We start from the raw sequence: 25700 nt of genomic DNA on the forward strand, positions 1-25700 counted from the left end.
CAACAACACAATCGGTAGATCCTGAACTAAATTCAGGATGACTTTTATTTTATAACAACATTATTTTGTCTTGTGCCGTCATCCCGGAGTGTTTTTATCCGGGATCTGTTGTTGCCGTTGTAGTAGTTGTTGTCATTTCCGAAAGTCGGGCGGCCCGCAGGGTTTGGGAATCTGTCGTTATTGTTGTTATCCCGGGCGTGGGCCCGGAATCCTGTCTGTTTATGGGGAAATACAGTAACGCTGCCGCCACACAACCCGGTAAGCGCACCAACCTAATTGCTATAATTTAAATATGCCCGCACAAAACCCTGACATTATTTTAACCGACGAATTTAAGGACGCTTTATCCTTACTGGAAGCCAAACCGCCCGTTATGCCGCTTATCTTTATCACGGGCCGTGCGGGCACGGGTAAAACCACGCTCCTGCGCTACTTTGCCCAACACACCGCGCAAAATGCGGTCGTTCTGGCTACTACGGGGCTGGCGGCTATCAACATACACGGGCAGACGGTGCACTCGTTTTTCCATTTAAAGCCCGGCAACCTGCTAGACAAAAGCAATCTTAAACGCTTGCCGCGCAAAACCGTGGACGCCGTAGATACCATTATCATTGACGAAGCCTCTATGCTCCGGGCCGATTTATTGGATGCCATAGACTATATTTTGCAAATCTCCACGCACACCGAGGAACCCTTCGGCGGTAAAAAAATTGTACTGTTCGGCGATTTATTCCAGTTGCCGCCCGTAGAGGAATCCAGCACGGGCGGACTCTTTGATTATTTCCGCCAAATTTACAAAAGCCCGTACTTTTTTGAAGCGCAAGTCTTGCGCCGATTGCCGACGGAAGTGTTTGAACTGCGCCGTATCTTCCGTCAAAAGGCGGACCCGGATTACGCCAATTTGCTTAACTTAATCCGCGAGGGCAATGTAACCCAACCGCAGTTGGATTCCCTGCTCAACACGCGCAAAACCTTTGAATTGCCGGAAAATTTTGAAAACAGCATTATTTTAGCCCCCACCAACCGCGATGCGGCTTGGCGCAATGTGCACTATTTATCCTTGCTCCCCGGCAAAGAATTTACCTACGAAGCCACGGCGGACGAATCCTTTGGCAAAGCCACCCCCGCGGATAAAACACTCCACCTAAAAAAGGGCGCCAAAATTATGATGCTGGTTAATGACGACAACTGGGTAAACGGGGATATTGGTACCGTATATGATTTGGGGCCCGATTTTATACAGGTGGAACTGAAAGGCTGCATTTACCAAGTGGAGCCGCACGTGTGGGAAGATGTGCGCTACGAATTTAACGCCCTCACACAAAAACTGCAACCCAAGGTAAAGGGCTTTTTTAAGCAGTACCCACTCAAACTGGCGTGGGCGATTACCATACACAAATCCCAAGGCCTGACGTTTGACAGCATTTATTTGGACATCGGGCGCGGGGCCTTTGCCCCTGGGCAAACATATGTGGCATTAAGCCGCTGCCGCACCTTGGCGGGCGTACATTTAAAAAAGGATATTTCGGTAAAGGATGTTTTGTGCGACAGCCGCGTAAAGCAGTTTTTTGACTATATGCGCGGCAACAAGGTTTTGCGATAAAATGTAAAACCCCGGCATTTATAACCGGGGTTTTTATTACATACAAACTTCTACCTGTTGACCACCACCTGGGCAATAATCGTTTAGTGCGCATCTATATTGTTCATAACCACGGCACGGATTTTCTACTTTTTCGCCACAAAGGTAATAGGCCACAGTTTGCCAAGTACACCCCTCGCTACTACCACCAGAGGAACTACCGCCCGTTTCTTCTTCACATTCTCCATCTGAACCAAGCGTGGTTTGAGACGGGCAGGAACACGTACAGGTTTCATCATCCCAATACCCCGATTGCGTATTTGACCCCTGAGGCTGTTCGCATTTTTGGGCTTCATACCAGTTGCACTGAGAGCACTCTGCTTGCGTTTTGCTACACGTATTCCACACGCTCGTGGTCCATACACCGGTAGTTGTATTACAAGTTACTGTACGCGTCTGCGTACCGCAACTGTTACAGGTTTGAGAGGTTGCGGGTTTGCTCGACTCGTCGCAATTTTTTGTACAACCCGAAAGATTACACGTACCCCAAGCACCGGCCACCCACTCGCCGGTTGTAGTGTTACAAGTTACCGTGCGCGTTTGTGTACCACAACTGTTGCAGGTTTGGCTCGTGGAAGGCTTCGCAGCAGTACAAGAGCAAGTATCCGCAATAGAGCAGGTACTCCAAGCACTCCAAGTGCCCGTGGTCGTATCGCAGGTTCTCGTTTGCGTGCCACCATTTTTGCATCCGCAGGCTTGTGTAGAAGAGCCGGAGCAGGCAATAGTCGGGGCACTGTCGGATTTTACATCTGCCGCACATTCCGCACCGCTTGTATAATCCGCCTTTGCAATAAGTTCATTACACGCCGGATAATTTTTATTGAGTTTCGCGCATTGCTCCGCACTATCACAGCACAAGCGGCCATCACGGTAAGACGGCATTTTTAACGTATAGCCGTATTTACCCTTGCTTGCCGCTTCTATACCCGTGTTCTTTAACGTATAGTTAAAGTTTTTAGTATTTAATGAGGCCAAATTGACCGTGGCCGCGTCCGTGGTATAGGCTTTATCCAAGGCACAGCGTTTTTCTTGCTCTGTTCTGACGGCCGCCATCATTTCTTCGGCTTCCGTCGTTTTGCGCGTTTCTATCACTTTACTGAATTTCGGAAGCACCACCGCAGACAATACGCCAATTACGATGACCACTACCAAAAGTTCCGTAAGCGTAAACGCTTTTTTCTTCCAGTTATTATTCATTTTTCCCTCCCCTTAAAATTGGGGGACGTACGGGTTATTAGTCGTACGTCCCGTGGCTTTCTGTCTTGTTAGAGGAGGGACAGAAAGAACGAGCAAAAACACCCTTTTTAGCAACTTTTAACTGCCGCATACGTCCCCCCTCATAAACTTGCCGCTAATGAAAATTTACCAAAAAAAAAAAACGGGTCAAGCCCTCTACGATAAACAGCGAAAAAACAACGGCAACAACAACGACAGATCCCGGATAAAAACACTCCGGGATGACGATAAGGGAAAATTATTTTCCTTTTTGGTGTCATTCCCGAAGGTTGTAGTCGGGAATCTGTTTTTGCTGGTGTTGTTACCTTACGAAACGACAGATTCCCGACTACGACACTCGGGAATGACAGCAACAGCAACAACAGATCCCGTATAAATACACTACGGGATGACAAAGGGAAAAAAGCCTCTTATTAAAAAAGAGGTCATCCTGAACTGGCGACCCACAGGGCTATCTAATAATATAGGCGGTTTTTCCGTTTATTTCAAGTGGGGAGGATTGGCGGGATTGCCCTTCGCAAAAATTTTCGCCCGCACCATTAAGCCCGATGCAGGCCAAGTCCATAAAATTATTCGTAGTCGTCAGTTGGTATTGGGCGTGGGGATTCGTGGAGGTTTGCGTGAAAACGGCTTCCCAGCAGGGAGTATTTTCGTCGTTCCCCGGGCGGCAGACGGCCTCACCCGTGAAATATTTTAAATTTGCCTTGTTAATCTGTTCCGTCAGGCGGGCGGCCTGTTCCGCGCTCATAAAGCGCCCGCTTACAAAATTCTTTTGCCGCCCCCATAAAAGCACCACTTCCGTAAGGCGCGCGTTTTCCACCGCGTTATAATAATACGGGATAGCAATCGCCGACAAAATGCCGATAATCAGCACCACCACCAGCAGTTCAACAAGTGTAAAGCCTTTCATAACGCTCCTATAACACGCGGACCTTGTAGCCCTCTTTTTCCAACATTTGGGCCGCGCGCAGTTTTTTATCGCCTTGGATTTCCAACCGCCCCTCTTTGACCGTACCGCCGCAACCCAAGGATTTCTTCATTTTTTTAAGCAAATCTTCTTTGCCCTGCGGGTGAAGCGGCAATTTTTCTACCACCGTCATACCGCTCCCCTTGGCGTTTTTTACAAAACGCACGCGCACGGGCTCAGTTTGCTTTTTAGGCGCACCCAGTTGGTTGCAAACACACGGGATATGCTTGCAATGCGGGCAAAAATTCGGGTCAGTGGAATAAAAAATTTCGCTCATTTGGCTTCCCCCAAGGTGTGTTTAATTAAATCCTTAATCTCGTTGTTTTCCGTGCGGAGCCCAAGGGACCAAGCCGCTTCCTGCAACACATCCGTGAGTAACTCCGGCAGGCGGGTTTCCAGGTCGGACAAGGTAATTTCCCTATCCAAGCGCAAATAATCTTCCAGCACGGTGGCCTGCCGCTTGCCCAACAAAGCGCGCAAGGCGCGGGTGTTATTCATTTTAAAGCGGAAATACAGCGGTCCGCCAAAGGCCAAGAGGGATAAAAATTTGCGCGCCGTCAGCAGAAACAGCGTCAAATGTTGCGCCAATACTTCTATACGCACGGTTTTAGATGTGTGCCCGTTAAACAGTTCCTCGCGGGTAGCGATTTGCTTGTTCATAATAAGCCCGTAATCGTTAAATTCCGTCATTTTATATACGCCGCGCGTGTTGGAAATCACAGCCGCGCCGTCCTGCACCGGGCGGAGCGGATAATCGGGATTGGCCATTGTGCCGTAGTCCGCGTGCGAAGAAGAGGCCGCTATCATTTCGGGCAGTTTTTTATAATCGGTCAGCGGTTCGTCCGGGTACATCGGCAACAGGGATAACGTACAAACCGTCTCGCCGTCGGCAGATACATTCATCGTTTTTAAATAATTGTCAAAATGGCTTTCGGCCTTATCGTAGAGAATATGCCGCAAGCGCTCGGATTTTTGGCGGTGGTCCAACAGCCACGGCAGTTTAGACGGGTGAACGATAATTTCCGGGCGGCTGCTCTGCCCCGTGCGGATATACGCCCGTTTGGAGGGGCCGACCAAGTGCGGGGTTAAATTGCTCTGCGGGATATTGATAAGCACAAACATCCTGTCCCCGCGCGGGCTCAAACAAATATTAATATCCACGAAGACAATCGGGTCAATATATACTTGGATGACGTCCTCAATGGAGTTGCGCATTTTTTCGTGGTACGGAATCCCGGTAAAGGGCGGTTTGGGGCGGTCGTTGCGGTCGTCCTGCACGCCCAGGATGATAAGGCCGCCCAAGGCGTTGGCAAACGAGGCTATCGTCTTGGCGAATTTTTCGCGGTTCTTGGGCATAATGTATTTGTAGTCCAACTGCTTGCCCTCGGGCAGGCCCCGGCGGCAGAATTGCACTACGTCTTGAAAGGTTACGGCGTGAAAGGGTTTATTAAAAAACATTTTATACCTCGCAGTTTGGCCTTATCGGGCGTTAATTTATTATAATAAATTAACAGAGGTTTATTTAAATGAACTCCCCAATGCACGCCTTGGCGGGCGTAATAACTGAAAAATTTATTTTGGCGGCTCCGCAAGAGGCCGCCCGCGCGCTGGCGTCCTTAGCCACGCACGAAGTATTGCTGTTAATCGGCCCGCTGAAAGCGCAGGTGGTGGTGGCTTGTTTGAACCCGATGGACCCGCCCAAGGCCGCGGCTGTTTTGCGGCGTTTGCCGTTAAAGCAGGCCTCGTATATTTTGGCGCGGTTAAATGTGGAGCAGTCGGCCAAATTGTGGAAGGAGTTTTCCACCCCGTACCGCGAACGACTTTCCTCTGCCTTGGAGCCCGCCTTTGTAAAACTGCTGGCGGAAGCCAATTCCTTTGCGCCCGACAGCGTGGGGCGGCTGATGCGTACGGATTTTGTGTCCGTCCGCACGGAAAGCAAACTCTCCGCCCTGATAGAGCGGCTTAAAAGTTTGCCGCGCAAAAAATTGCCCACGGCTTGCTACGTTACCGGGAAAGACGGCGAATTGAAGGGCGTTATCCGCACGGCGGAACTGGCTTTTTATACGCCCCAATCTGTTTGCGGTAGCGTAATGAACCCGGCGGATTTTTTGCACCCGCAAGACAAGGCTGAAAAGGCCCGTAAAGCGTTTGCGGAAGCGGAAACGGATTCCTTACCCGTGGTGAACGAAAAAGGCGTTCTACTGGGCGTTTTACTCAAAGAAGCCCTACCTGCAACAACCGAAAAGACCTCTCTTTGGTCCCGCCTTACGAAATAAAGAACAACCTTTGTTTTAATAACAACGAGAGCCCGGATAAAAACACTCCGGGATGACCTTTTTGGTGTCATTCCCGAAGGTAGCCGGCGTGGAACGCTCGGGAATCTGTTTTTGCTGTTCTTGTTCTCTTACGAAACGACAGATCCCCGACAGAAACCCTCGGGGATGACAACTAAGTGGTTGTTATCTAAAAGATCATACTGGAAAGTTTGCTGGCGCGGAGCATTTTAGTATCTGTCTTTTTCCACTTTATTAATAACAACAGATCCTGGAACGCTCCGCGCCGGCTAACTTTCTAGGATGACTACAATACACAGAAAAAACCCGGGGCATAGGAAATATGCTCCGGGTTTGTATTCAATAATATCTAACTTATTTGTTGTCTTCGTCAGAAGTGGTTTTGAAAGAGTCCTGCAACAACTGACCGAGGGTCGGGCGCGGGGCCTGTTTCAAATACTGGGCGACCACTTTGCGGTTTTGCACTTGGTCGTATTTCTTGACGGAGAGGTTCACCGTAAAGGTTTCCGGGTCCACACCCACGACGAGCGCGGTGATGGTGTCGCCTTCCTTGGCGGTAAAGTCGCGTCCCATTTCAAAGGGGCTGATAAACCCTTTGGTGTTGTTTTTGCCGATGGTGCATTCTACACCGTTTTCGGCATCCACTTTGGTAATGACGGCTTTAACGGAACTCTTGTACGGATAGCGGCGTTTCAACGCGTCGGCCGGGTTCAAGAAGAGTTGCTTCAAACCGAACTCCAATCTCGGGGTTTCTTTGTCCAATTTTAAGAGTTTGGCTTTAAGGCGTTGACCGCGGCGGAAATTGGAAATAGCGGTTTCGGGCTCCTTCCAAGCGATGTTTTCCAAGTTTACCACGCCTTCAATGCCGTGGAAGCGCAAGAACAATTTGTCCTTGTCAACCTTGGAAACGACTACGCGCAACACTTCGCCTTCTTTAATTTCGCCCAACACCTGTTCGCGGCGGACGGCTTCGTCCTCTTCCAACACTTGTTTGCGGGAAATGATGAGTTTCTGTTTTTCCTTGGCAAATTCTACGATTTGGGCTTTGATTTTGGCGCCTACGGGTAAATAGTGTTTGTAAGCGGTGTGGAGTTCAGACAAGGAAAGCGGCATAAAACCGTTCACGCCGAACACTTCCACAATATAACCGCCCTTTACGCATTGCACAATGGTGCCTTTTACGCGTTCTTTGGCTTCGTAGGCTTTTTTGCAGATGTCCCAGCCCAAGTATTCCAAGGCTTTCTTGTGGGACAAGATGGACGGGCGTTCGTCGCTACCGCGTTTTACGAGCACGGCAGAAATGGTGTCGCCCACGGCGGGAAGCGTTTTGCCTTCAAATTCGGAAACGGCAATCGCGCCTTCTTTTTTAGCGCCGGTATCCACCAAAATATAATCTTGGTTAATCTGTACTACGGGTACTTCTACAATTTCTTTTTTGTACAACTTCTCCGATAAAGACTCTTGCTGCGCAATTAACTCGGCCATCGTCATTTCTTGTTCGTTAATTGTGTCTTCGGTATTTTTGATTTCTTCGTTCATCGTCATAAGTCCTTATTACAGTCCTTCCCTGCGGGAGGACTGCGTAACCTCCGTTAGATATTAATTGAATTTATTTCTTCCATTATTTTATTTGCAAATTGTTTGTACTGCGCTTTATGGTCCAAGGCCGGGTCTTTTTCCAAGTGCATTACCGTGCCGAATTTCACACGGATTTTGCGCACCCACGGCCAACCAAAGGTTCCTTCCACTTTCACCGGGAGCACCGGCGCACCCGTCGTATAGACCAGATAGCCAATGCCGCTCTTCGGTTTTTGCGGTTTGCCCGTTTTACTGCGGGTTCCTTCCGGGAACATTACCACGCTTTCGCCCTTTTCCAAGGCGTGCACGACCGACTGCAACGAACTAAACGCATCCATAGAGCGCGCCCGGTCCACCGGGATATATCCGCTGCGGCGGAAGAACCAACCCAAGCCGGGAACCGAAAACAGTTCCTTTTTGGCCACAAAGCGGGAATCACGCACGAGCCCGGCAAAACTGCCGATAGCCGGCGGGTCCGCATTGGACAAATGGTTCCCTGCAATAATCAGGGCGCCCGTTTTGGGGATATTTTCAAGCCCTTCTACCTTAAAGTCGTAAAAGGTTTTAAAATAAATCCTTGCTATTAATTTTATCAAATTAAGAAGCATAGTGTTTGATTTTCTCCAAAACCGTATCAATTACCTGCTGCATCGTAAGGGACGAAGTGTCAATTATCACTGCATCCTCCGCCGGTTTTAAGGGGCTGACGGCGCGGTGGCTGTCCCGGTAGTCGCGCTCCTGAATCATTTTTAAAATTTGGTTATAATCGGCCTTTTGCCCCGCTTCCTTTAACTGTTTTACGCGGCGTTTGGCGCGTTCCTCGGCGGACGCATCCAAATAAAATTTTAGTTCCGCATCCGGGAACACCACCGTTCCCACGTCGCGCCCTTCCATTACCACGCCGCCGTCCTCGCCTACGTCGCGCATTTTGTCGGTCAGCACGCGGCGGGCTTCGCCGTTGGTGGAAACGCGGCTGGCAACCGCGCCCACTTCTTCCAAGTGGAGTTTATCGCCCAAATATTCCCCGTCCACAAACATTTTGAGTTTGGCGTCCGGCTGGCGCATAAACGTAAAGCGCAACTGGCGCGCGGCTTCCAACACCGCATCGTGGTCTTCGGGGTTAATTTTTTTGGCAAACACCTTGTAGGCTAATGCGCGGTACATTTCCCCCGTGCTTAAAAAGCCATAGCCCAAGTGCGCGGCAACCGCGCATCCCACCGAAGATTTACCCGTTCCGGCGGTTCCGTCAATAGCAATTAAATATCCGTTCGTGCGCATATTATTCGTTCACCGCATCCAAACTGCCGCTTACGCCGCGGATAGCCAACATAATGGCATCGGGGCTGGTGGCGGCGGACTGGGCCGTTTCCAGGTCAATGGCGCCCTCTTTGTACAAGTGCGCGAGGGCTTGGTCAAAGGTGTTCATACCGTAGAACTCGCCCTGCTGCATAGCCTTTTGCAAATCGCTGGGTTTATTTTCCAAAATCAGTTTGCGGACCTGCGGCGTAGAAACCAACACCTCTAACGCCGGGCGCATACCGGGTTTAATCGTCGGCAGTAAGCGCTGGCAGACAATCCCGCGGATAAGTTCGGAAAGTTGGAGTCTTACCTGGTCGTGCTGTTCCACCGGGAAAGCATCCACCAAGCGCGAAAGCGTCTGCGTTACGTTTACCGTGTGCATCGTGCCCAATACCAACTGGCCCGTTTCCGCCGCGCCGATAGCGGCGCGCATTACTTCGGGGTCGCGCAATTCGCCGATTAAAATAACGTCCGGGTCCTGGCGCATAGCCGCGCGCAGGGCCGCCGTGTAGGACGGCGTATCCACGCCCAGTTCCAACTGGCTGACAATACAATGATTGTCCGTGTGCATAAATTCAATAGGGTCTTCAATCGTTAAAATGTGGCCGGCGCGGGTTTTATTGATGTGGTCAATCATCGCGGCCAAGGTGGACGTTTTACCGGAGCCCGTCATACCCGTTACCAAGATGAGCCCGCGGCGCGTGTTAGACATTTTGCGCAAAATATCGCCCGGCAGGCGGAGTTCTTCAAAGGTAGGAATTTTGAGCGGAATATGGCGGATAGCCATACAAATTTTACCCATTTGGCGGAACACGTTAAAGCGGAAGCGGCCAAAGGATTTGGCGTCTAACGAAAAGTCCACCGCGCTGTACTGTTCAAAAATGCGGCGTTCGCGTTCACCCATACAAGCATAAGCCATTTTCTTCACTTCGTCATTAGGCACAAAACTGTCGTCAATGGGCTTCATCTGCCCGTTTAAACGCACATACGCATTGGAATTGCCGCGGATATGCAAGCCGCTGGCTTTGTTGTCCACTACCGTTCTTAATAAACTTTGTAATCCTACCGCCATAAAGTTCTCCTATATTACCGGTTTTTTTTGCGGCGCAAACACGCCGGGATAAGCATTGCATCCTCGGGCTCGGAGGTTTTGGGTTCAAAGGCTGTGAACACATCCTCGGCCGTGGGTTTTTTAACAGAAAAAGAAGCCGGCATACCGGCGTTTGGAAGCGGCCTGCGCGCGCTAAACACGCTGGCCTTTTCGGCGCTGAAACCCGTAGCAATTACGGTAACCTTAAACATTCCGTTTAAGGAGGAATCATACGAGTGGCCGAACATAATAATAGAATCGTTGCTGGCGTACTGGCGGATTAAATTCATTACCTCGCCCTGTTCCAAAAGCGTCAGGTTTTCCTCGGCGGAAAAGTGTACGATAAACCCTTTTGCACCGCGGATATCGGCGTTTTCCAGCAGCGGCGAAGAAATAGCCTGCTTGACGGCCAACAAATGCCGCCCCGGGCCGCTGGCCTCGCCGATGCCGATAAGGGACTTATGCGAGTGGCACATTACCTTGCGGATATCGTTAAAGTCAATGTTTACCTCGCCCGGCTTGGTAATCACTTCGGAAATGCCCTTTACGGCCTGCAACAGCACCTCATCCACCATTTTAAACGCATCGCGCGACGAGGTTTCCGGGTCAATGTTAGCAAAAAGTTTTTCGTTCGGGACAATAATCATAGAGTCCACATACTTTTGCATTTCCTTAATGCCTTCGTCGGCCTGCTTTTCGCGGACGTACCCTTCAAAATTAAACGGGCGCGTAACTACGCCCACCACCAACAAATCGTCGCCGTAAATTTCTTTGGCAAGTTTGGCCAAATACGGGGCCACGCCCGTACCCGTGCCGCCGCCCATACCGGCCGTGATAAACAGCAAATCGCATTGGCCAATGATGAGTTTTAACTTTTCCTTGGATTCTTCGGCCGCTTTTTTACCCTTTTCCGGGTCGCCGCCGACACCTAAACCCTTGGTAATCTTTTCCCCCACCTGCACCAAATAGGGGGCTTGGTTGCGGCGTAAGTCCTGCGCATCGGTATTGACGGCAATAAAATCCACGTCTTTAATTCCGGCGCTGACCATATGGTTGATGGCGTTTCCGCCGCCGCCGCCCACGCCGATGACTTTAATTTTGGCCTTTTTGCTCTCAAACGAGCCGGCCGGCATAAATAAATCTTTCATAAGAAAACGTCCTTAATTACCAAAAATATCCAGCCCTTTGATAAATTTACCCAATTTACCGAACAGCGACCCGCCGTTATCGTACGAGCCGGAGCCGTAATCGTCGTAACCCGGGTTACCCGCCGCATAAATGACAAGCGCCATAGCGGTGCTGTAAAGCGGGTCAAAAAATTGTTCGTCGCTTGTAATCAAATCGCGCTGGACGATACCGCGGCGGACTTCCTTCAAGCCCAAAATGCTCACGCAATGCTCGGTAATGCCCGGCATTACGGAACCGCCGCCCGTTACGACGCCCACCACAGGGAAATTCTTATAGCCGGACGTATCCACCACGCGGCCGACTTGTTCAATCAGTTCCTCTACGCGCGGCTGGATGATATCCAACACATAACTCTTTTTGATGTTATGCGTACTGCGCCCGTCCAAGGACGGCACCGGGATTTCCCCTTCCTCGTCCAAGAACGTCGGGAACGCCACGCCGTATTTTTCCTTAATTTCGCGGGCGTTTTGGCGGCTGGTGTGGAGCAAACGGGACAAATCGCTGGTAATCAAATCACAACCGTAGGGAATATCGCGCGAGAACTTTAAAATACCGTCAATGTAAATACCGACGGACATTGTTTCCCCGCCAAAATCAATCAGCATTGCGCCGATTTCCTTTTCCTCTTGCGTAAGCACGGCATCCGCCAGCGGCACCAAGCCGTAAATCGTATCGTCAATATTGTATCCCGGGCGTTGGATAGCCTTCGCCAAGTTGTTAATATGCGTAGAAGAGCCCGTCGTAATATGGACGTCCACCTCCAACAGGGAGCCTTCCATCCCCTCCGGGTTGGTAATGCCCTTTTGCTTATCAATCGCGTACCCTTGGGTAATTACGTTGATAATTTCGTTATCGTTTTTAATGGGCATAGCCTTGGCGTTTTCAATCGCCAGTTCCATATCGGCCTGGGTAATTTCTTTATCCATACGGGAAATGTTATACGTCCCGTGGTTGGAAAAAGATTCCAAATGCGCCCCGCGCACACCGACGTACAAACTGCCGATGCGCTGGTTGCACTCGCGTTCAATGCTGCTTAAAATATGGGTAACGGCGGCGGACGTTTCGCGGATATCCGACACCATCCCCCCCTTAATCCCGCGGCACGGAACACTCCGCCCGGCGAGCACCTTTAACGTATTGGTTTCAAAATCGTGTGCGGCGGCGATACAAGTCAACTTTCCGCTGCCGACGTCCAGCCCTGCAATAAGATTCGTTTTAGCCATAAAATCCACCTAAAAAAATTTATCTTACTTCTATTATAAAACTTAATGAAACTTCTGTCTTAAAAAAACTTTTCCGTATTCAAAAAATTCAAAATCCAGTTGGAGCGGATGCGTGTATCTGTCGCGCGAAAAAGCCATAATCTGCGCCGCGCGGACCGCCTTTTTTTTGAGGTTCTTCGCCTCGCCGAAGTCAATAAAAGACCCGTCCGGCATATACATTTTTACGGTGTTTTCCTTCAAATTCATCCGCAAAAAAGCATAATCCAGTTCTTTTTTTAACTTTAAGGTGCTTTCCACCAAATCAATAAACTCCGGGCTTAACTTTTCCGGCACGTCCCCTTCCAACTCCACAAACGGCACGGGATTTAGCACATTGGGCGCCGGGTCGGAATACACGGTGCTGTCGCCGTCAATGTATTTGACCGATTCGTCCGGCAACACAAATTTGGCCACCGGCACGCGGTGCTTGGCCGACACGGTTAGTTTGCCGCTTAAAATACCGCGGCTGACGGAGACGTTTTTTAACATCGGGTATTGGCGCACAATATTCTCGCGCAGGGCGGCAGAATCCTTTAACGAAAAGGCCTGCCCCTTGTATTTGGCGGACAGGGATGATAAATCCTTATTTAACTGGCCGGAAACGCCCGAAACGGCAATCTCCTTGGCGTGCCAGTTGGTCCACTGGGCGTGGACTAAAAGTTGATAGGTTTTAGAGACGGCAAAACAGGCCCCGCCGACGAGCCCCAACACGATAAGCCACAAAAAAAGTTTAAAAAAAAAGGATGACCCTCTCTTTTGCCGAGGGCTGCGTTTTCTGCTTCTTAAAGACGCCGCTTTCGGCCGGTAGTCATTCTTTCTCATAGTCGGTGGAACCAAAAATAAAATGGGCGGAAAGGGAGTTGAACCCTTAAGGACTTTCGTCCATACGGTCCTGAGCCGTACGCGTCTGCCAATTCCGCCACCCGCCCAATTAAGTATATTTTAGAATATTCCGAAGAAAAAATCCAGCATTTTATTTTGTATTGCGGCCGCCGGGGTTAAAAGCGGATATTGTTCTTAAAATGCTGTTCCATTTCGCGGTTTAAATCGCGCTTTTTTAAACTTTCGCGCTTGTCAAACAAGTGCTTCCCCTTGGCTACGGCCAATTTTAACTTAGCCCACCCGTTTTTGAAATACACCTCTACCGGCACCAAGGAATACCCCTTAATTTCGGCCTTGGCCGCCAATTTGCGCAATTCCTTTTTGTTGAGCAACAGTTGGCGCGGGCGCGTGGGGTCCAGTTCCACCAGCGAGTTAAACTTGTACGGCTTTACGTGCATATTATACACGCGCGCCGTACCGTTTTCTACCCGCACAAAACTCCCCTCCAAACTCAGTTCCTTTTGGCGGACGGATTTTACTTCCGCCCCCAACAGCGCGAGCCCGGCTTCGTAAGTGTCTTCAATAAAATAATCGTGGTACGCTTTGCGGTTGGAGCAAACGACCAAAACGGATTCTTTCTTCGGCATAGATATATGATAGCAAATCCGCGCGCCGCGGGGAACGGCAACCCCCAAAAGTGGTATCATATATATATGATTATAGACAACGAAAAACTGCAACGCACTTTGGAAAAAGCCAAGTCCCATACGGACTCCGAAGTAACGGAAATTTTAAACAAAGCCCGCCTGTTAAAGGGCATTTCGCTTGAAGAAGCCGCCGTACTGTTAAACATTACGGACAAAAAACTGCTAAACGATTTATTCGCCGCGGCCAAATATGTAAAGGAAGCCATTTACGGCAACCGCATTGTACTTTTTGCACCGCTGTATATTTCCAACATTTGCACCAACGAGTGCGTATATTGCGCGTTCCGCCGCTCCAACACCCATTTAAAGCGCCACGCCAGCACGCAGGACGAAATCCGCCAAGAGGTTACCGCCCTTTTACAGCAAGGCCACAAACGCATTTTAATGGTGGCCGGAGAAGCCTATCCCGGCGGCGGCCTGCAATATGTGTATGACAGCATTAAAACCATTTACGACACCCGCTGGAACGGGCAGAACATCCGCCGCGTGAACGTAAACATAGCCCCGCTGACGGAGCCCGAATTTGAAGAGTTAAAAAAGTGCAACATCGGCACTTACCAGTTGTTCCAAGAAACGTATCACAAGGAAACCTACGAAAAACTGCACCTGGCGGGCGCCAAAAAGGACTACCAGTTCCGCTTGGACGCGATGGACCGCGCCTTGCAGGCGGGCATTAATGACGTGGGCATTGGGCCGCTCTTAGGCCTGTACGACCACAAATACGAGATTTTGGCCACCTTGGAACACTCGTGGTATTTGGACAAAACCTACGGCGTGGGTCCGCATACGATTTCTATTCCGCGCATTGAACCCGCCGAGGGCTCCGATTTCAGCCAGCACCCCAACGATGTATTGAGCGACGACGAATTTAAAAAGTGCGTAGCCGTTCTGCGCTTGGCCGTACCGTACACGGGCATTATTTTAAGCACCCGCGAATCCCCGGCAATGCGCAATGCCTGCTTGGAATTGGGCGTATCGCAGATTTCGGCCGCCTCGTGCGTGAACCCCGGCGGATATTCCTACGACAAGCAAAACGGGAGCCAATTTACGCTGACGGACAGCCGTTCCTTGGCCGAAGTGATTGACGCCGTAGTGGACGCCAAGCATATGCCGTCCTTCTGCACGGGCTGCTACCGTTTGGGCCGCGTGGGCAAGGACTTTATGGATATGGCCAAACCCGGGCTTATTAAAACGCATTGTCTGCCCAATGCTATGTTTACGTTTGCCGAATACTTGGAGGATTTTGCCCCCGCCCCGTTAAAGGCCAAAGGTTACGCGCTCATTGACAGCACGACTAAGGAAGCCTTTAAAGAGGGAACACCTGTGCGCAAAATGATTGACGAGAATTTGGCCAAAATAAAGGCCGGCAAGCGGGACTTATACTTTTAGTTCTGCTTTACCAATGGTTTATTTTCCCCCGCCCTGGTTTTTTGACCGGGGCGGGGTTTTTATAAGCAAATTTCCGAATATAAATCTTTCCAATCGGGGTTAAACTTACTAATTAATCGCTTTTTCCACGCTCTTTTCCAAAATTTAAGCACTTTTTCCCGCTCTATGGCCTGAACAATATCCGTATAGCACTCATAATATACCAACTTATTTAAGTGATAACGTTCGGTAAAACCGGGCACTATTTTCGTACGGTGTTCATACACACGACGAACTAAATTATTCGTAACCCCAATATACAAAACCTGATTGGTGGCATTAGTCAAAATATACACAAAAGACATAAAAAAATTATAACAATAAACCCCGCATTTTAACACAAGGATTTATTACTGTGTTCATAAAATTAAGGGCATTCTGGAAGGGTTGCCGGCGCGGAGCGTTCCAGAATCTGTGGTTGCTGTTGGCCCTATTGTTAGTCGTTGTCGTCATCCTGGAAAGTTGTAGTCCAGGATCTGTCGTTATTAAAAAAGAGGAAAACAACGGATTCTGGACAGAAACCTTCCAGAATGACCTTAATTTTATAAACAACAAATTCCCGAGCCCTGCGCGCCGTCTCCCCTACCGGATGACAACAAAACCACACAGCAAAAGGCCCCGCCACGAGGGCGGGGCTTACAACAAAACTATCAGCAGTCAGTTAAGTTAGAATTTAATCAACATACCCAACTGGCCAACGGTGTTGTCTTTGGTATCCTGCGATTCTTTGAGTTCCGTGCCGTATTTAGCATAACCAATACCGGCAAAGAGTTGGACATAATCGTTGTGGTTGTATTTGGCCACCAAGTCGGCTTCCCAAGTGGAGGCATCTTTGGCGGTGCGATCTTGGAAGGAGAAACCGTCCAAGGAGAACACAAACTTGTTCCACGCATAGTCCACACCCACATTGAACATTCTCACACCATCAGAAGAGTAGTAAGCAAAGGGGTCACCCCAACCCGCAAATACGTGGCCGATAGCCAAACCGGGGTAGTAGTTACCAAACGGAGAAACTACACCTTTGGCATAGTAGAAAGCCGCTCTGGGAGTGATTACGTCCATATTCAGGGCCGCATCCACTTTCACCATATACGGAGAGTCATTGCCTTCTCTAAACAGTCTGTTGGCTTCGTAACCGCGGGCATATTCCGCGCTTAACGTAGCGGCTTCGGGCGCAAAGGTGGCCTTGGCGCCATAGAAACCTTCGTGTCTCTTTTCCCTGGCAGCATCATATTTGCTGTTCATAAAATCATAACCGTAAACTTGGGCGGTCAAGGTATCGGTCAGGTTCAATTTCAAGTCCAAGCCATAAACGGTCCAATTATCATCTACGACAGTAGAAGGTCCCGCAGGGGATGGAACCGTTCTATAGGTAACCAATTTACCGGCGAGCATCGTGAAGGTTTTAAAATCGTCGCTATAAACCAGTTTAGCGCCGTCCAAAGACGGGGCGTTGTTCATACCGAACACATAGTGGTTGGGGCCGAAATACATAACGGCGCTGTCTTCATCGCCATAGAATTGGCGGCCGACCGTGGCTTCCAAGCAGCAGAACAGGTTGGAAAGCACCACATTGGCTTCGGCCAAGCGGACTTCGTCCCAATAGTTCTGTACGGTGTTGCCTTCGGTACCGCTCAACCAAGCGTCGTTATATTGAAACAGCACATTGGCTCTTACGTCTTCCACTAAATCAGCGGACAAACCAGCCAATACGCGGAAATTCGTGCCGGATTTATATACATCTGTTTTATCGTGGCGGGCATCAGAGGCAATCGTCTGGATTTCACCTTTGAGGTCCACGTTTTTGAGCACTTCTGCACTTGCCGTAACAGGCCACGCCATAGTCATAGCCAAGAGCAAGCCTAGTAGTTTCTTCATTAGGTACGTCCTCCTATGTAATTTTTACTACCCTACTTTTTTATTAAACTCTTTTCTTTACGCTTTGGCAACCCCTTTTTTATTTTCCGCTTGACTTAGGGAATAAATACTTTGTATTATGATAGCCCTTTTGCCAAGGGGATAGAAAAATGCGGGTGCTAGGCTCTTTTTCTCCCTCCCGGAGTGTTTGGCAGAGAGCAGGGCTTTTAGGAGTCGTTTTCCGTTAAGTCCAACAGCAACAAACAACCCAATTTGTAGATCCTGAAATAAATTCAGGATGACCTTCTTTTTTTATAAAGCCGTCATTCCCGAGTGTCGTAGTCGGGAATCTGTTTTTTGCTGTTGTTGCTTTATTTAATAAAGACAGATCCCCGACAGAAACCTTCGGGGATGACAACAAAGACATACAACAAGTCCCCCGAACCCTGCGGGCCACCAATTTCGCGGGGATGACGACAACGACGATAACAACCAAACAACACAACAAAAACAGATCCCGTATAAGAACATTACGGGATGACGGCAAAACGGCAAAAAAACCACGACCCCTGCGCCCCGCCAAACACTACGGGGAGACAACAACGACTAACAACCCAATTTGTAGATCCTGAAACCCCATTAATAGATCCCGTATAAGAACACTACGGGGTGCCGCCTAGCGGTAATGCGGCAATTCAGGATGACCTTCTTTTTTTATAAAGCCGTCATTCCCGAGTGTCGTAGTCGGGAATCTGTTTTTTGCTGTTGTTGCTTTATTTAATAAAGACAGATCCCCGACAGAAACCTTCGGGGATGACGGCAAAGACGGACAACAAGCCCCCCTGCGGGTCACCAATTCAAAATAATCTCTCATTTAAACGTAAAAAATCCCGCACGTGTATATAAATACAAGCGCGGGATAAATACTTATAAGCCCGGGTTAGGCCCAAAGCGAAAGTTTGGTAACCTTGTCGGAGCGTCTTACCTTGGGTTCGCCCACCAGTTCCTGGATATACGCTTCGCAAACGTAAATCTTAGTGCCGGGGAACAAGTGGCCGCCGATGGCGTTGTAATCCTTGCCGCACATCACCACGTGCGCGTGCACTTGGGGGCGGTTATCCTGGATGCTGATATTACCCGTGAGGGAAATCAGTTCCATTTCCTCGTTGATTACTTTTTTATCGTATTTCTTTTTGGCTTGGTCATACACGCCAACCGTCGCGTTGGACACCGAGCCCATTACGCTTACGATACCGCATTTTACTTGGTTATCGTGGCAAAAATCGGCCAAGGTTTCCAACAAATCTTTTCCTTTGGGGAGTTTAAATAAATACGTCCGTCCGGTTAAATAAGGTTTTTCTTCTGCCATTTTAATCTCCTATAAATATGTTACATCCACGCTTGGGCTTGCGCCAAATCGCGTGCGTAGTCTTTTAACGCCGCCAACAGGGAAGCGCCGTCCAGTCCGGCTTCTTGATAGACTTTGTCAGCCGAACCGCTGGATAAAAATTCGCCTTTTTTATGCGGGTAGAGCGAGTGCGCGCGGCCCGCCACGCTGTTAAGCCAGCAATCTAGGGTCGGGAGCGTAAAGTCCGTAATGCCCATAGCCGTGCGCAGCATTTCGGGCGGCAAGATTTTGTCCTGTTCCGCTTTCGGCAACGCTTCAAACAGTTCGCGGCTGGCTACATACAGCACATTTAAGTCCGGCCCGCCCGCGTTCAAAGCAGGCAATACTTTTTCTACCACAATGCGGCCCACGCCCGCGCCCTGTACAATCACCGTACCAGCGGCCTTGCCTTTGGCGCGGCGCAAATAGTACACACCGTTTACGGCGTTAATCGCCGGGTCGGCGCCCAAGGCTTCGCGGTCCATAAACGCGTAAGAAGGGCGCACCACAAACGGTGCAAACACCGCCGGGCGCAAGGATAAAGCGCGCACAGTAAGCGGCCAAATTTCATCTACTTCCAAGGGCGTAATGGTAATGCAAGCGCCTTTTGGAAAGTTGTCCTGCACCAGTTGCAAGGACTGCGGGTCGGCGTGCGTCGGGCCGTCCTCGCCGGTGGGCACGCTGGCGTGTCCGTTAAACATAATAAAGGTATTGGGGTTCACGCCTGCTTCGCGCGCACATTGTACGCCGATAGCGTGCAAGCGGGCCGCCACGTGTTCAAAGGCTAAAAACGCCCCGTACGAAGCCGCCACGCCGATGTGTTTTCCAAAGGCGGAAATACCCGTGCAAAGAGCGGCCATACCGTCCTCGCAGATGCCACCGCCCGCCAAACGGCGAGAAAGCGGATTGGTCTGCGTGTTAAAATTGCCCGCCGGGAAGTCCTTAGCAATCGCCGCGGCACCCGTGGAGCCGTACAAATCGGCGGACGCGGTTAAAATCGTACCGTTCGTATGTTTGTTCAAATACGCCAGCACCGCACCCAAAATACCGCGGGTGGTGTAGGATTTGCCCTTTTCAAACACAAATTCCGCCGGAACTTCGCCCTCGTGGAATTTGGTGTAAAGGTCCTGGCAGTTGCCCAAGTCCGCGCGGACGGTGCGATTTTTGGCGGCCAACTTTTGGCTGGCGGCCTTTAACTGCGCCGCGCCAAAGGCGGCTACCGTCTTATCCGCTTCCAACGCGTGGCGGACGGTCAGCAAACTGTCCCAGTAGTATTTTTCCACATTTTCAGCGGTTTTGTCGCCCTCAAAATGCGGGAATTTGACATTAAAGGTGGTTTCAAACTCTTCCAAGGATTTATAAAACCCTTCGGAAGCGAACTTGTGGCCGGATCCGTGAGAGGCCTTGCCCTCAATACCATAATGCCACCCCTTTACCGTGCGATAGACAATCGCCGTGGGCTGGTGGTTTGAAATTTCTTCCGCCAGTTTGTGCGCAATATGGATTTGGTTGTAATCGTGGCCGTTCGGCACGCGGATAACGTTAAAATCGTGGATATAGAAGAACTCCATCGGGTTCCATTGTACATAATCTCCGGGGTGTTCCCCGTCGGCAGTTACGCGTTCGCTTTCAATAGAGGCTTCGTTCCAGTCAATATGGAAGACCGCGTTTTTCAGTTGCGCCGTAGCCGCCATACCGGCCACTTCGCTCACGCGCCCGGCCGTTAAGCCGCCTTCGCCTTCCACAATGTGCACCACGGGGCAATTTTCGCCGTACGCATCCGCCGCGGCCAACGCCAAACCGACAGCCGAGCCGTCGCCCACGCCACTCGCGCCCGTAGAGGTGCGCACAAACGGAACCAAGGGTTCCGGGTGGCCGCCCAAGGCTTTGGAGTGGAATTTTTTAAATAAAGGGGTTCCCTGCACTTTGGGGTGGCGGAAGCCGAGCAAATCCTCCAAGCGCAGTTGTTCTTTATCGCTTGCGGGCAAGAGTTCCGGCGCGGCAATACGCGCGCACTCGTTGCGCAAGGCCCACATAGCATACAGGCCCAAGGCTTTATGCCCCGCCGCATAGGAAATAATATCGGCTTCGTCCTTGTGCGGGTGCGTAATATCGTACGCCATATCCTTATACAACAGGTGTTCTACAAACCGCCCGCTGGAAATACTGCCCCCCGGGTGGCCGGAAGTGGGCACATAGTTATATAAAAGGGATACCAACGCGCGGTAGGCTACATCCAAGCGCGAAAGGGCTTTTTTATCCTCCTCGCTTATTTGGTAAGCGGGGTTATTTAAATAGTCGGTTACGTCCAAGAAAATGGCTCTTTTTTTGCCTAATTGAAATGTACTCATAATTTATCCTCCGGCCTATGCTTTCAGACCGTTTTGTGCCGCCCAGTATGCCAGGCGGAAGGTATCTTCCAAGTCTTGTTTACTGACAATTTCCACATTGGAGTGGATGTTGCGCGTGGGAACTGACAACCCGCAAGTGGGCACACCTGTTTTGGACAAGTGCACCGCGCCTGCATCGTTTCCGCCGCGGGGTGCCACGCGCACCTGCCTGCGGATATTGTGCGTATCACAAATCTGTTTGAGTTCGTTAAATAACCCTTCGGGCGTAATCGTCCGCGCGTCCAGGGCCGTAATCCCCACGCCGCCACCTAACGAACAAATATAATCTTGCGGCGCGCAACCGGGAATATCCGCCGCGCCCGTGGTGTCTAAACATAGGGAAACATCGGCATTTACGCCATAAGCCGCCGTAGTGGCCCCGCGCAAGCCGACTTCTTCCTGCACCGTAAAAACAGCATATACATTATAAAAGGGATTTTTTAAGGCGCGCACCACCTCGGACAATACAAACACGCCCGCGCGGTTGTCTAACGCCTTGGCGGAAATTTTACCGTCGCCAAATTCTTCGTAATTACGGTCCAAAACCGCCCAATCGCCGGGTTCCACGCGTTTTTTGACCTCTTCCGCGGGGAGCCCCAAATCAATAAAAAGTTCCTTTACGCCTAGCGCCTTGCCGCGGTCTGCCTCGGTGGTGATGTGCGCGGGCTTGGTATCAATAATTCCCAACAGCGCGCCCGATTTAGTTTGCACGCGCACCCGCTGGGCCAAGAGCGTGCGGGGGTCAATTCCCCCCACGGTTACAAAGCGCAAAAAACCGCGCTCGTCCACAAAGTGAATCATCAGGCCGACTTCGTCCATATGCGCGCAAAAAAGCAAATTCTTGTCCGAAGTGCCCTTTTTAAAAACAATCAAATTGCCCAAAGCGTCGGTACGGATTTCGTCCGCCGAATCTTTCAGCAAATTTTTAAGATATTCCCGCACGGCGGTTTCGCGGCCGGACACGCCGGGAAGTTCGGTTAAGGTTTTAAGAATAGAAAAATCCAGTTTTGCGTCCATTTTTACTCACTTTTAGGCAGTTAAGGTACCTACATTATACCCACAAAGGCGTTTTTTTGCAAGTTTTTCCGTCTGATTTACGAACGCGCGCGCACTCTTTAATGCACCCGGCACAGTAACTAATCCAATTCCCCCGCCCCACAAAACGCAAAAAATAGTAAAATATTTAGGACAGAAATATTTTTTAGGAGGATGTCCAATGACCGTTTCTTATAAAGAACTGGGTCTGGTAAACACCAGACAGATGTTCAAAGACGCTATGGCTGGCGGCTATGCCATTCCGGCTTACAACTTTAACAATATGGAACAGTTGCAAGCGATTGTTACCGCTTGTGTACAGACCGGCTCCCCGGTAATCTTGCAGGTTTCCAAAGGCGCCCGCCAATATGCCAACTCCACGCTCTTGCGCTGGATGGCCCGCGGCGCGGTGGAAATGATGAACGAAATCGGCAAACCGGTACCGCTCTGCTTGCACTTGGACCACGGCGATTCCTTTGAACTGTGCAAAGACTGCATTGACAATGGTTTCTCTTCCGTAATGATTGACGGCTCTCACTTGCCGTACGAAGAAAACGTAGCCCTTACCAAAAAAGTAGTGGAATACGCGCACCAACACGATGTAACCGTAGAAGGCGAACTCGGCGTTTTGGCCGGTATTGAAGACGAAGTTTCCGCCGAACACCACACCTACACCGACCCCGCCCAAGTGGAAGACTTTGTAAAACGCACCGGCGTGGATTCCTTGGCTATTTCTATCGGTACTTCCCACGGCGCTTACAAATTCAAAGTGAAACCCGGCGAAAAATTGCCTGAACTGCGCTTTGATATCTTGGAAGAAGTTTCCAAACGCTTGCCCGGTTTCCCGATTGTATTGCACGGTTCTTCCAGCGTTCCGCAATGGGCCGTCAAACAAATCAACGAATACGGCGGCAAATTGGAAAACACCGCCGGCGTGCCCGAAGAACAACTGCGCAAAGCCGCCAAAATGGCTGTGTGCAAAATCAACGTGGACTCCGATGGCCGCTTGGTAATGACCGCCACCATCCGCAAAATCTTCGCCACCAAACCCAGCGAATTTGACCCGCGCAAATACTTGGGCCCGGCCCGCGAAGAACTTATCAAAATGTATGCAGAAAAGAACCAGAACGTCTTCGGTTCCGCCGGCCGCATTAAATAAGTAACTTGTTTTGATTGAAAAACCCCCGGTTTAACGCCGGGGGTTTTTTATTACGTCTGATTTTGTAAGTTTACCTTTGTGGTTACCTTCTAAATATTTCCGTTACGCGGTTAAAAATACCGTTGCAATAGGCTATCGTTAAGCCGTAGTTGGAAAGCGCGACGCCCTTTTCCTTTAAAATATTCAGCCGCCGCATAATCTGCGTGCGCGTTACCATACAGCCACCGCATTGTATGGCCAATTTGTAAGTTTGGGCATCGTCCGGCAAAGCATCCAAATTGGCTACCACGGTAAACTGCAATTTTTTGCCCGTGTACTTTTGCAGCCAGTTGGGAATTTTTGTCCGGCCGATGTCGTCGCACTTGTTCACGCTGTGGGAGCAAGACTCCATAATCAGCACCTTATCGCCTTCCTGCAAAGTATCAATCGCACGCGTACCCTTTAAATACGCGTCAAAATCCCCCTTTAAGCGCGAAAACAAAATGCTGAAACTCGTCAGCGGGATAGTGGGCGGAACCACGGAACTGACGTATTTAAACGCTTGGGAATCCGTTACCACCAGTTTTGGTGTATGCGTGCGCAAATATTCGCGCAACTCGGTGTCCTTTAAGCACACGGCCACCGCACCGATATCAAGCAAGTTGCGTATCGTCTGCACCTGCGGCAGAATAAGGCGGCCCTCGGGCGCGGAAGCGTCAATCGGAATCACCAGCACTACCTCGTCCCCGCGTTCCACATAATCATCCAACAAAACATCCTGCGAATAGGAACTCTTGGGCAGGTGCTTTTTAATCATATCCAGCAGAACAGGCAAGTACGGCGCCTTGCACGAAAAATCCACTATATCTACACCCTTAACTTGCGCGCTTAACTTACGCAAATCACTTTTGTTATGCACTAAAAAGAACGGCACCTTGCGCGCGGTGCACAGTTGCATTAAATTTTTGTCGTACGAATCCAATTCGCCCGTGAACACCAAAATCGCCAAATCCACTTGGTCCAAGGCTTCGTTTGTGCGGCGCACGCGTTGCGCGCCCAAGGCGGAAGCGTCGTCAATCCCGGCGGTATCCACCAAGGTTACCGGGCCAATGCCCAAAATTTCAATAATCTTTTTAACGGGGTCCGTCGTCGTACCCGGGTGGGCGGCCACGACGGAAACTTCCTGCCCCGTCAGGGTGTTAATGAGGGAACTTTTGCCCACGTTCATTTTTCCAAAAATGCCGATATGCAGCCTGTTTACTTTTACCATAATAGGAATTATAATATTTTTCCCCTATCGCTGTCCGTGCGGCGGGCTCAATATAAGGTATAATAAAATAAAGTCCGTACCACGAGGTTATTACTATGAATAAGTTTGACGTATATCTAAAAGACCGTGCCAAGTTGGTGGAAAAAAATCTTTCCAAATATATTTCCAAAATCAAAAACTCTCCTAAAATTTTGACCGACGCAATGGATTATTCCTTGGAAGCCGGCGGCAAGCGCGTGCGCCCTATTTTGCTTATGGCCACCGCCGAAGCGTTCGGCAAAAAAGCGGCTGACGTAATGCCCGCCGCCTGCGCCGTGGAAATGTTGCACACCTATTCTTTAATCCACGACGATTTGCCGTCTATGGACAACGATTCCCTGCGCCGCGGCAAACCCACCAACCATAAAGTGTTCGGCGAGGACCTTTCCCTGTTGGCGGGCGATGCGCTTTTGACGTATGTGTTTGAAGTGTTTGCGCAAAACGGCAAGGTAAAAGCCATCGGTGCGGAAAACACCTTAAACGCGCTGATGAACTTTGCCAACTGTGCGGGTGCTTCGGGTATGGTCGGCGGACAAGTGGCCGACGTGTATGCCGAAGGGATGGGCGCCGCCGATGCGGCCAGCACGAGAGCGGACAAAATCCGCAAAATCTCTAAACCGCTTGCGGATAAATCCCTACACTATTTTATGCTTCCCTCCACGGTTAAGGAAACCACACCTGAAACCATTTTGAACTACATCCACGCCAACAAAACGGGTGCGTTAATCCGCGGCAGTGTGGAAACGGGCGCGTTGTTGGCCGGAGCCAAGGGCAGCGACTTAACCTTGATTAAAAAGTACGCCAACTGTATCGGCCTTGTGTTCCAAATCGTGGACGATATTTTGGACGTTACGGCCTCTGCCAAGCAGTTGGGCAAATCCAACAGCGACAAGGAAAACGGCAAACTGACCTTCGTCAGCCTGTACGGGTTAGAGGGCAGCCGCAAACACGCGCAGTTGTTAATCGCTAACGCGCAAAAGGCGTTAAACGCCCTTAAAAACGTCAAAAAGAGCAATCTGTGGCCGCTGTACGAAATGGCGGAATTTTTCAAAACCAGAACGTATTAAGGAG

General features: G+C 50.1%; 23 protein-coding genes and 1 tRNA gene. 5 read left to right on the top strand and 19 right to left on the bottom strand.

The features are described from left to right. Nucleotides 1–292 precede the first annotated feature (292 nt). On the top strand, nt 293–1603 hold the full coding sequence (locus ACR0QV_RS00655) for an ATP-dependent DNA helicase (RefSeq protein ID WP_428052729.1): 1311 nt from the start codon (nt 293–295) through the stop codon (nt 1601–1603). A gap of 36 nt (nt 1604–1639) precedes the next feature. Here ACR0QV_RS00655 and ACR0QV_RS00660 read toward each other — a convergent pair whose 3' ends face one another. The 4 genes from ACR0QV_RS00660 to ACR0QV_RS00675 form a co-directional block, all read right to left on the bottom strand. Continuing rightward, nucleotides 1640–2839 (bottom strand): prepilin-type N-terminal cleavage/methylation domain-containing protein, encoded by a 1200-nt coding sequence (locus ACR0QV_RS00660; RefSeq protein ID WP_432634093.1) that lies wholly within the window; start codon nt 2837–2839, stop codon nt 1640–1642. A 490-nt stretch (nt 2840–3329) separates the two neighbouring features. Further along, on the bottom strand, nt 3330–3788 hold the full coding sequence (locus ACR0QV_RS00665; protein WP_432634094.1) for a prepilin-type N-terminal cleavage/methylation domain-containing protein: 459 nt from the start codon (nt 3786–3788) through the stop codon (nt 3330–3332). Nucleotides 3789–3795: 7 nt separating this feature from the next. Beyond that, nucleotides 3796–4122, bottom strand: coding sequence for a translation initiation factor (locus ACR0QV_RS00670; protein ID WP_432634095.1), 327 nt, complete (start codon nt 4120–4122; stop codon nt 3796–3798). Beyond that, complete coding sequence (locus ACR0QV_RS00675) at nt 4119–5303, bottom strand: AlbA family DNA-binding domain-containing protein (protein ID WP_432634096.1); 1185 nt, start codon at nt 5301–5303, stop codon at nt 4119–4121. Before ACR0QV_RS00675 ends, ACR0QV_RS00670 begins: the two co-directional genes overlap by 4 nt. Nucleotides 5304–5371: 68 nt before the next feature. Between ACR0QV_RS00675 and ACR0QV_RS00680 the strand changes: the two genes are divergently transcribed. Beyond that, nucleotides 5372–6121: a CBS domain-containing protein gene (locus ACR0QV_RS00680; protein WP_432634097.1), complete on the top strand. Its 750-nt coding sequence runs from the start codon at nt 5372–5374 to the stop codon at nt 6119–6121. A gap of 372 nt (nt 6122–6493) precedes the next feature. On the opposite strand, the gene ACR0QV_RS00685 is transcribed toward ACR0QV_RS00680, so the two are convergent. The 9 genes from ACR0QV_RS00685 to smpB all read right to left on the bottom strand — a co-directional run bounded on the left by ACR0QV_RS00685 (nt 6494) and on the right by smpB (nt 14025). Continuing rightward, nucleotides 6494–7684, bottom strand: a complete 1191-nt coding sequence (locus ACR0QV_RS00685) for a S1 RNA-binding domain-containing protein (protein ID WP_432634098.1) — start codon at nt 7682–7684, stop codon at nt 6494–6496. A gap of 47 nt (nt 7685–7731) precedes the next feature. Further along, on the bottom strand, nt 7732–8325 hold the full coding sequence (locus ACR0QV_RS00690; protein WP_428060314.1) for a lysophospholipid acyltransferase family protein: 594 nt from the start codon (nt 8323–8325) through the stop codon (nt 7732–7734). Next, the gene (gene cmk / locus ACR0QV_RS00695; protein ID WP_432634099.1) at nt 8315–8995 is read right to left on the bottom strand and encodes a (d)CMP kinase; all 681 of its coding nucleotides are present in this window, start codon (nt 8993–8995) and stop codon (nt 8315–8317) included. The genes ACR0QV_RS00690 and cmk overlap by 11 nt, the downstream gene beginning before the upstream one ends. 1 nt (nt 8996) lies before the next feature. Beyond that, on the bottom strand, nt 8997–10088 hold the full coding sequence (locus tag ACR0QV_RS00700; protein ID WP_428060310.1) for a type IV pilus twitching motility protein PilT: 1092 nt from the start codon (nt 10086–10088) through the stop codon (nt 8997–8999). Nucleotides 10089–10102: 14 nt separating this feature from the next. After that, nucleotides 10103–11254: a cell division protein FtsZ gene (gene ftsZ / locus ACR0QV_RS00705; protein ID WP_432634100.1), complete on the bottom strand. Its 1152-nt coding sequence runs from the start codon at nt 11252–11254 to the stop codon at nt 10103–10105. A gap of 12 nt (nt 11255–11266) precedes the next feature. Then, the gene (gene ftsA, locus ACR0QV_RS00710; RefSeq protein ID WP_432634101.1) at nt 11267–12517 is read right to left on the bottom strand and encodes a cell division protein FtsA; all 1251 of its coding nucleotides are present in this window, start codon (nt 12515–12517) and stop codon (nt 11267–11269) included. A gap of 42 nt (nt 12518–12559) precedes the next feature. Beyond that, a complete protein-coding gene (locus ACR0QV_RS00715; RefSeq protein WP_432634102.1) occupies nt 12560–13279 on the bottom strand; it encodes a hypothetical protein in 720 nt (239 codons plus the stop codon). 122 nt (nt 13280–13401) lie between these two features. Further along, nucleotides 13402–13485, bottom strand: a tRNA-Leu gene (locus ACR0QV_RS00720). 69 nt (nt 13486–13554) lie between these two features. After that, nucleotides 13555–14025 carry an SsrA-binding protein SmpB gene (smpB, locus tag ACR0QV_RS00725; RefSeq protein WP_428052326.1) on the bottom strand — a complete coding sequence of 157 codons (471 nt, stop codon included), beginning with the start codon at nt 14023–14025 and terminating at the stop codon, nt 13555–13557. Between the two features lie 66 nt (nt 14026–14091). Between smpB and hydG the strand changes: the two genes are divergently transcribed. Beyond that, nucleotides 14092–15474 carry a [FeFe] hydrogenase H-cluster radical SAM maturase HydG gene (gene hydG, locus ACR0QV_RS00730; protein ID WP_428052324.1) on the top strand — a complete coding sequence of 461 codons (1383 nt, stop codon included), beginning with the start codon at nt 14092–14094 and terminating at the stop codon, nt 15472–15474. A 59-nt stretch (nt 15475–15533) separates the two neighbouring features. Here hydG and ACR0QV_RS00735 read toward each other — a convergent pair whose 3' ends face one another. The 5 genes from ACR0QV_RS00735 to ACR0QV_RS00755 all read right to left on the bottom strand — a co-directional run bounded on the left by ACR0QV_RS00735 (nt 15534) and on the right by ACR0QV_RS00755 (nt 22164). Next, a complete protein-coding gene (locus tag ACR0QV_RS00735) occupies nt 15534–15818 on the bottom strand; it encodes a GIY-YIG nuclease family protein (RefSeq protein ID WP_432634103.1) in 285 nt (94 codons plus the stop codon). Nucleotides 15819–16179: 361 nt separating this feature from the next. Further along, complete coding sequence (locus ACR0QV_RS00740; protein ID WP_432634104.1) at nt 16180–17391, bottom strand: hypothetical protein; 1212 nt, start codon at nt 17389–17391, stop codon at nt 16180–16182. A 919-nt stretch (nt 17392–18310) separates the two neighbouring features. Beyond that, on the bottom strand, nt 18311–18739 hold the full coding sequence (locus ACR0QV_RS00745; RefSeq protein WP_428052317.1) for a PPC domain-containing DNA-binding protein: 429 nt from the start codon (nt 18737–18739) through the stop codon (nt 18311–18313). 20 nt (nt 18740–18759) lie between these two features. Further along, a complete protein-coding gene (locus tag ACR0QV_RS00750) occupies nt 18760–21108 on the bottom strand; it encodes a hypothetical protein (protein ID WP_432634105.1) in 2349 nt (782 codons plus the stop codon). Nucleotides 21109–21123: 15 nt separating this feature from the next. Continuing rightward, on the bottom strand, nt 21124–22164 hold the full coding sequence (locus tag ACR0QV_RS00755) for a M42 family metallopeptidase (RefSeq protein ID WP_432634106.1): 1041 nt from the start codon (nt 22162–22164) through the stop codon (nt 21124–21126). A gap of 199 nt (nt 22165–22363) precedes the next feature. On the opposite strand from ACR0QV_RS00755, the gene ACR0QV_RS00760 reads away from it, so the two are divergent. Continuing rightward, complete coding sequence (locus tag ACR0QV_RS00760) at nt 22364–23341, top strand: class II fructose-bisphosphate aldolase (RefSeq protein WP_432634107.1); 978 nt, start codon at nt 22364–22366, stop codon at nt 23339–23341. Between the two features lie 82 nt (nt 23342–23423). Here the strand turns inward: ACR0QV_RS00760 and hydF are convergent, their stop codons facing one another. After that, entirely contained in the window at nt 23424–24590 is a 1167-nt protein-coding gene (hydF, locus tag ACR0QV_RS00765; protein WP_432634108.1) for a [FeFe] hydrogenase H-cluster maturation GTPase HydF, read from the bottom strand. A 95-nt stretch (nt 24591–24685) separates the two neighbouring features. Here hydF and ACR0QV_RS00770 point away from each other — a divergent pair, with 95 nt between their 5' ends. Further along, a complete protein-coding gene (locus tag ACR0QV_RS00770; protein ID WP_432634109.1) occupies nt 24686–25696 on the top strand; it encodes a polyprenyl synthetase family protein in 1011 nt (336 codons plus the stop codon). The last annotated feature ends 4 nt before the right edge of the window (nt 25697–25700 follow it).

Source organism: Candidatus Avelusimicrobium sp. (assembly GCF_050873505.1).
Lineage (GTDB): Bacteria > Elusimicrobiota > Elusimicrobia > Elusimicrobiales > Elusimicrobiaceae > Avelusimicrobium.